This window comes from Bacillus sp. 05T31 (assembly GCF_056396725.1).
In genome coordinates this window covers 1-5,832 of sequence record NZ_JBFTMA010000231.1, presented here as the reverse complement: position 1 = coordinate 5,832, position 5,832 = coordinate 1, and the positions used below count along the sequence as shown (strand labels likewise).

11 protein-coding genes are annotated in these 5,832 nt (G+C 34.7%); 4 read left to right on the top strand and 7 right to left on the bottom strand.

Annotated features, from left to right (window positions below; all coding sequences use genetic code 11):
• The 4 genes from gpsB to AC1DJR_RS15150 form a co-directional block, all read right to left on the bottom strand.
• Window positions 1-261, bottom strand: a 261-nt coding sequence (gene gpsB, locus AC1DJR_RS15165) for a cell division regulator GpsB (protein WP_477002932.1), incomplete at its 3' end; no start/stop codon positions are given.
• Between the two features lie 97 nt (window positions 262-358).
• Window positions 359-913, bottom strand: coding sequence for an SLOG family protein (locus AC1DJR_RS15160; RefSeq protein WP_002030808.1), 555 nt, complete (start codon window positions 911-913; stop codon window positions 359-361).
• Between the two features lie 56 nt (window positions 914-969).
• Window positions 970-1,422, bottom strand: coding sequence for a CotD family spore coat protein (locus tag AC1DJR_RS15155; RefSeq protein WP_477002931.1), 453 nt, complete (start codon window positions 1,420-1,422; stop codon window positions 970-972).
• Between the two features lie 156 nt (window positions 1,423-1,578).
• Entirely contained in the window at window positions 1,579-2,217 is a 639-nt protein-coding gene (locus AC1DJR_RS15150) for a YppG family protein (RefSeq protein ID WP_429686654.1), read from the bottom strand.
• 177 nt (window positions 2,218-2,394) lie between these two features.
• On the opposite strand from AC1DJR_RS15150, the gene AC1DJR_RS15145 reads away from it, so the two are divergent.
• Entirely contained in the window at window positions 2,395-2,586 is a 192-nt protein-coding gene (locus AC1DJR_RS15145; RefSeq protein ID WP_105583985.1) for a YppF family protein, read from the top strand.
• 25 nt (window positions 2,587-2,611) lie between these two features.
• Here AC1DJR_RS15145 and AC1DJR_RS15140 read toward each other — a convergent pair whose 3' ends face one another.
• Both AC1DJR_RS15140 and AC1DJR_RS15135 read right to left on the bottom strand, forming a co-directional pair.
• Window positions 2,612-2,956: a YppE family protein gene (locus tag AC1DJR_RS15140; protein ID WP_002011864.1), complete on the bottom strand. Its 345-nt coding sequence runs from the start codon at window positions 2,954-2,956 to the stop codon at window positions 2,612-2,614.
• Between the two features lie 15 nt (window positions 2,957-2,971).
• Window positions 2,972-3,214, bottom strand: a complete 243-nt coding sequence (locus AC1DJR_RS15135) for a hypothetical protein (RefSeq protein ID WP_002011865.1) — start codon at window positions 3,212-3,214, stop codon at window positions 2,972-2,974.
• Between the two features lie 118 nt (window positions 3,215-3,332).
• Here AC1DJR_RS15135 and AC1DJR_RS15130 point away from each other — a divergent pair, with 118 nt between their 5' ends.
• On the top strand, window positions 3,333-3,479 hold the full coding sequence (locus AC1DJR_RS15130) for a phage portal protein (protein ID WP_477002933.1): 147 nt from the start codon (window positions 3,333-3,335) through the stop codon (window positions 3,477-3,479).
• A gap of 343 nt (window positions 3,480-3,822) precedes the next feature.
• On the opposite strand, the gene AC1DJR_RS15125 is transcribed toward AC1DJR_RS15130, so the two are convergent.
• Complete coding sequence (locus tag AC1DJR_RS15125) at window positions 3,823-4,848, bottom strand: DUF2515 domain-containing protein (protein WP_477002930.1); 1,026 nt, start codon at window positions 4,846-4,848, stop codon at window positions 3,823-3,825.
• Window positions 4,849-4,951: 103 nt separating this feature from the next.
• On the opposite strand from AC1DJR_RS15125, the gene recU reads away from it, so the two are divergent.
• On the top strand, window positions 4,952-5,554 hold the full coding sequence (recU, locus tag AC1DJR_RS15120; RefSeq protein ID WP_002030800.1) for a Holliday junction resolvase RecU: 603 nt from the start codon (window positions 4,952-4,954) through the stop codon (window positions 5,552-5,554).
• A 66-nt stretch (window positions 5,555-5,620) separates the two neighbouring features.
• The coding region (locus tag AC1DJR_RS15115; protein ID WP_477002929.1) for a hypothetical protein at window positions 5,621-5,832 on the top strand (212 nt) is incomplete at its 3' end.

The following is a 5,832-nucleotide window of genomic DNA, read 5'->3' as shown; positions in this document are numbered from 1 at the left end:
GTTATACACTGGTTGTGCAACTGGTGTTTGTACCGGTTGTTGCGGAACTTGTGTTGCCGCTACTTTTTGTTCTTCTAATTCACGTTTCAAACGAGCATTTTGTTGTTTTAATTGATCAAATTCCTTATGAAAAGCTTCATAATCTTTAATAATCATATCAAGAAACTTATCTACTTCTTCTTGTTGATAACCTCTCATACCTGTTTTAAATTCTTTTTCTAAAATATCTTTCGCTGTTAATTTAATTTTATCCGAAATCATTTTCTTCACCTCAAATTTTTGCCAAAGCTTTCATTAACTAAATTTTTTCAGAAACAAYGCCTTTTGTCAATCAAATATACGAGTACTATATTACATATTACTCTGCATTATTCCACTGTTCCTCTTCCATTATATCTTGTAAATCAGAAAAAAGAATGAAATAACTGTGATAATTTTCTATTTCTCCTTTTTTCTTAGCTGCTTCTACAATATATTTAGGGCTCCCAGACTTTTCTTCATCATATACAGCTAAAAGTGCATCGCTTTTTTCAATAAAAAATTGATTCTTTAATTTAAATTGCTCTGGGCTTTCGTACTTCCGTTTCGTAATACTATCAATATGATCTGCTTGTGAAAGAATAAATTCGTAATATTCACGGTTATCTTCCTTCCAATTTTCCTCTTGTTCTAAAAAAGGAGTAAATACAGCTAATTTTAAATTTGGATATTCTACTTGAATTTCAAAAACAACTTCAGCAGCCCATAGCTCTACTCCTAACTGACCACTTATAATAACCCACTCCAAACCTTCTTCTACAAAAACAGTTAATTTACGACGCAGCGCCTTTTTTATACACTCTACTCCTGGATGATCATTTTTAAATATTCCAAGTTCAAACGGCTTATATCCTGTTACAGCAACAACYTTCATATCAACACTCCAATTACAAAAAAAGAACTAGCATTTCGCTAGTTCTAACATATCATTTACTTTTTAAACATTCCACCAACGTTTGGTCCGATATTTGGTCCAAATGGTGATACATTCGGTCCTGGTCCAAATGGTGATACGTTCGGTCCTGGTCCAAATGGTGATACGTTCGGTCCTGGTCCAAATGGTGATACATTCGGTCCTGGTCCAAACGGTAATATTTGATGCCCATGGTGATGATGGCCATGACCGCATGGTCCACATCCTCCGCCGAATCCTGGATCACCAGGATCTACAACGTTTACGTTCGAGTTTGTTTGTGGGAAGAAGCTTTGATTTTTAATTTGTTGATGATGAACATGCGTTGTATGAGTTGGAAAAATGTGTGGTACCACCGTTGTCGAAAAAGAATGTGTTACGCATTGTTTCGTTGGATGAATGACGGGAGCTGTCGTACAAATAGGTCCTACAGGCTTATGCCCTCCAAAGCAAGGATGACAATGATGCATAGTTTTTTCTCTCCTCTCTCATTAAAAAAATCTGACTACACTTTACAATATGAGCGAGGGGGTAAAGCCGCTTGTTATATATACCCATTTATTTCATGGAAATTTGTCTAGTATCCAAWTTCATACGTAATACCTATTATAGACAACCCCCTACTATTATTTACCAAAAAAGCCCCCGACTTGCTTAACAATCCCTGTTACTTGATTCATCGCGTTCATCATTTGTCCAGCCGTGTTCATCATTTTATTTACATCGTAGTTACCATCTGATGATTTAAATTGTGAAACAAAACTAGAAAACTGACTTGGTTGCTGTTGCTGTTGCTTTTGYTTATTCATCGTTGGATATGGTTGTTTTGGTGGATAAAACATAGCTTGTTGATTTACATATTGAGCTGGCGACATGTAGTTTTGTGAATTCATATACGCTTGCTGTGGTTGATTCGTATACATTTGCTGGGGCTGATTCATATGCGGTTGTTGCGACTGATCCATGTGCGGTTGTTGCGGTTGATTCATATACGCTTGTTGCGACTGATTCATGTGCGGTTGTTGCGGCTGATTCATATGCGCTTGCTGTGGTTGATTCGTATATGCTTGTTGCGGCTGATTCATATGCGCTTGCTGCGGTTGATTCCCAAACGATACTTCAAATGGTTGATAATAATTTTGGTTTCCATAATGAGGCTCGAAAGGATACATATTATATCGTAAATATGTATCCTCATTATATTGGTACATATTTTGCTGTGCATATGGATCTGTTTGCTGATATACATTAGGTTGTTGAAACATGCATACTCTCCTCCTTCACATAAGTTTCTACATATAGAATATGTACCTATAAAATAAAATGTGTAACGGAGTATCTGTCTGTTTTTGTCGGAAGTTTAAATTTTTAAAAAAATTAGAAAGTAAACCCTTCCATGCTATGATAATAAGGAAGAAGATTCTCATTGGGGAGGAATCAACATGGTATTAGGGGATTTAAAACAAGCGTTTTCTCAAAAAAAGGGGTATTACACAGAAAATTTGAATGAACTGTTAGACTTTGCAAGACATTGTTATCTTGAAGGAAAAATATGCATTTCAGATTACCGAACATTAATACGTGAATTAGAAATAAACGGTGCAACAAAACCTACAACAGTGACAGAAGCATAAAAAAACAAGAGGGTTTTCCCTCTTGTTACTTACATTGATCTACGATATTTTGCAAAGTATACGAAATAGCTTGATGAGTTTCAAAGAAACGTTTGCCTTTTCCCTTATTAACAAAACATTGTAGCACATTAGTTTGTAAATTATCATACACTTGATCAATTTGTTGTACATGTATATACTTAGGTCGCTCTTCCTTTATCCACCTATAAGCTAATTCTTTCCACATCTCTAACTCCGCATCTACAATATCAACAAATGGCTTCATATCCTTATAAAAATCATATTCAGCCATCTCTCTTTTTTTCACATTCGCTTCATCATTATACTGCATTAACTTCTCCGAAGACTGGATTAATGCTTCATGTCCCATTTTGTTCCCACCTTATTATGCACTCACTACGACGTTTTGAAATGTCTTTACCCAGCTCCCTTTTTCTTCGTGATGCACTAATTTATTTTCCATATGTTCTATATGCATTTCTGTTATTTCTATCTTATTGCATATTTTTTCACCTTTATCCTTCAATGCATGATTCATTCTAATCCCAATCTTCATTTCCAGCAAATCGAGAGAACTTAACATTTGATCCATTTTTTTCATAACATCTTCCTTCTGAACCATCGCCATATTTAAAACGCCCCCTTCTTTGCCTTTCCTTTGTCATGTAATTTCGCCGATTGATTAATTACTCCTTCTCACATGACAAAACTAGTTGATATTCGTCAAAGAAATCATTTAGTATGCCATTTTTAGAAATGGTAACAATACAAAAAGGAGGTGTATTACGATGACAAAAAATAAAAACGAAAAAAAGAAAAAGCAAAACAAACAACAAAACMAACCTGAGACTGGTAATCCAAAGCTTGATGGTCCAAATTTYCCCGCTACATAAAGTGAAACTTTAATCAGTGGGGTTTTGTTCATCCCCCACTGATTATTAGCCCGCACCAATCGGGTGTTTACGGACAGCAGGGCTTCCACCTACCTTCTTTGCTCCAGCCAAATTTTGAGGTGGGAGTTTTACTGTCCGCAAATAGCGGGATAAAATGACACTTTAACCAAAGGTGCTTTTACAAACAACTATTTTCTAGTCTACCTTACCTCTTCGCTTTCGATAAGTGTTGAAGTTAAAGTCGTACTGCCGGCAAATAACCGATTAGAAAGTAACTTGTTGTAGAGCATATTACTTTTAATAAAGAAGTCCCGCCTTCATTTAAGAAGGCGGGACTTCTTTATTATATCATGAACTCATCTATTCTTTTAACAAAACTACTTAATATAGAAAGAGTATGTATTTGCTCCCTCTTCTTTCTATACCATTCTGTTATATTAATTTCCCCCTTAGGTTTTTCAAGTAAAAATAATGAATCTATTTCCAACCCTTCACTAAACCAATCTTTTTCAATTAATTTTTCATGAGTGACAATAGAATACACATCCCGAAGAGCCGGCGTACATGATTTTCTAATTCCCCTTATATTACATTCATAATCCATCCTTGATCCTGTATGCCTAGTTTGCACTGCAAATTTATAAAAAGAAGCCTTATACTTTGAATGAAATAATAACCAAGCTAATTGCTTCCCCAGTTCTATACGTTTTTGCAACGTTTCAAATTGATAAACTGAAAATCCATACATTCCCCCTTCCACCGTTGGAAAAATAACTGCACTAACGTGAAATATTTCTTGAAATTTGAATAGTGCAGTATCAAATACATGTTTTTGAAAGTATGCATTCTCAATTACTGGTTTTTGAATTTTATTTTGTTCATTAATAATAAGTGCCGTCATAAGCCTATTTATATCTTTTTTCTTCCAAAACGCGCCCCATTCTTTTTCCATAAAAATTGATATGTTGAAAAATTGTAACAAATGAAAGAGCGGCGCACATCTCTTTTTACTTTCCTCATACAGTAGTAGTTGAGGAAATGCATCTAAAAAAATGAGCCAATTGGCTTTCTCATACAAATGAAATAATCGTCTCTTAACTGTTTGAGATAAAAGATTAGAATAATATTCTCCTTCTAAATCTGTCATGTTCCATCCCCCATTCCTTGAAACCATGCTTGCTAAAAAAGACCATCTAATTTCTCTATTTCTCAAATAATATTCTTGGTAAGATTGTGTACGTGAAATATTATCTACGTTAGCTACATCCGTGCTCTCCTTAATATTAAGAACTATAGCTTTTTCCTCTTCTGTACAAAAAATATCATTACGGGTCTGTTTAATTTTTTCGTAATCATTCCATCGAAACATGAGTAAGTCACCATACCTTTCTTGAAAAAGGTCACATCTTTTTTCATTTTTTGATATAATCACCTTTGTAAGTAAATCTTATCAAGTTGGGAGTGGACAAAATATGACCATTCGTTACCCAAATGGAAAAAGGTACGATCAAGCTTCACAACCTCATAAAACACCAATAAAAAAACATACTTACAGTAATAGAGGTATGTCCCTTGAAGAGGAATTGAATGACACCAATCAATATTACTTAACCCATAATATTGCATGCGTACATAAAAAACCTACACCTCTTCAAATTGTAAAAGTAGATTACCCCGCTCGAAGTGCTGCAGTGGTAAAAGAAGCGTATTTCAAACAACCTTCTACAACAGATTACAACGGTGTATACAAAGGGAAATACATCGATTTTGAAGCGAAAGAAACTAAAAATAAAACCAGTTTTCCACTTCAAAACTTCCACCTTCATCAAATTGAACATATGAAGCAAGTAGTCGCTCATAATGGAATTGCATTTGTTATTATTAAATTTACACTTTTTGATGAATTTTATTTATTAGATGCAAAACATATTATTGCATTTTGGAATCGTCAAAATACTGGTGGACGTAAATCGATTACAAAACAAGAAATAGAAGAGCATGGGTCTTTATTATCATGCGGTTATCACCCTAGAATTGATTATATCCGCGTACTAGACACGGTTTATTTTTCGTGATAGAGTCATCACTAAGGCTCTTTTTTCGACTTTTGGGGGAGAGAATGAAAGGTAGGAGAAAGTATAATGTCAGATAATTATCGTTCTCGTACAGWACGAAATCATGTAAAAAATCAAACGAAAGAAACTCATAAAGAAGAAAAGCCAAAGAAAAAAGGTTCCTTTTTCAAGAAATTCCTTATAGGTTGTCTACTTCTTGGTATCGTCGGCCTCGTAGCTGGCGTTTCGGCTTTCTTTGTTATGGTAAAGGACGCTCCGAAATTAGACAAATCAAAACT